This is a genomic window from Escherichia sp. AM3, from assembly GCF_032029835.1.
In the GTDB taxonomy this organism is placed as follows: domain Bacteria; phylum Pseudomonadota; class Gammaproteobacteria; order Enterobacterales; family Enterobacteriaceae; genus Escherichia; species Escherichia coli.
The window spans coordinates 1-274 of sequence record NZ_JAVUPQ010000960.1; the positions used below are offsets into that span (position 1 = coordinate 1).

At 48.9% G+C, this 274-nt stretch carries 1 pseudogene; it reads left to right on the forward strand.

The features are described from left to right. Positions 1 to 51 precede the first annotated feature (51 nt). A pseudogene (locus tag RTW80_RS29245) lies at positions 52 to 274 on the forward strand (pilus assembly protein); the annotation flags it as partial.

Below are 274 nucleotides of genomic sequence, written 5' to 3' on the forward strand. Positions count from 1 at the left end.
AGTGGCTTGATACCTATCTGGAACAGGCGAACCTGAATTGAGGAATCACCCATGAAAAAGCAAATTATGGCGGCATTCGTCGCTTCACTGATTGTTATTTCCGGCGCTCAGGCAGGGATACCTGTTGCCATCGACGCCAACCCTGAAGGGGCGATTGAAGCCGGACGATGGACAGAACGCCTTAAGCAATGGGCGGAAACGGTAAAACATTACGAAAATAAGATAAATGCGTACAAACAGGAGCTGCTGTCAAAAACGGGTATCCGTGATGTGC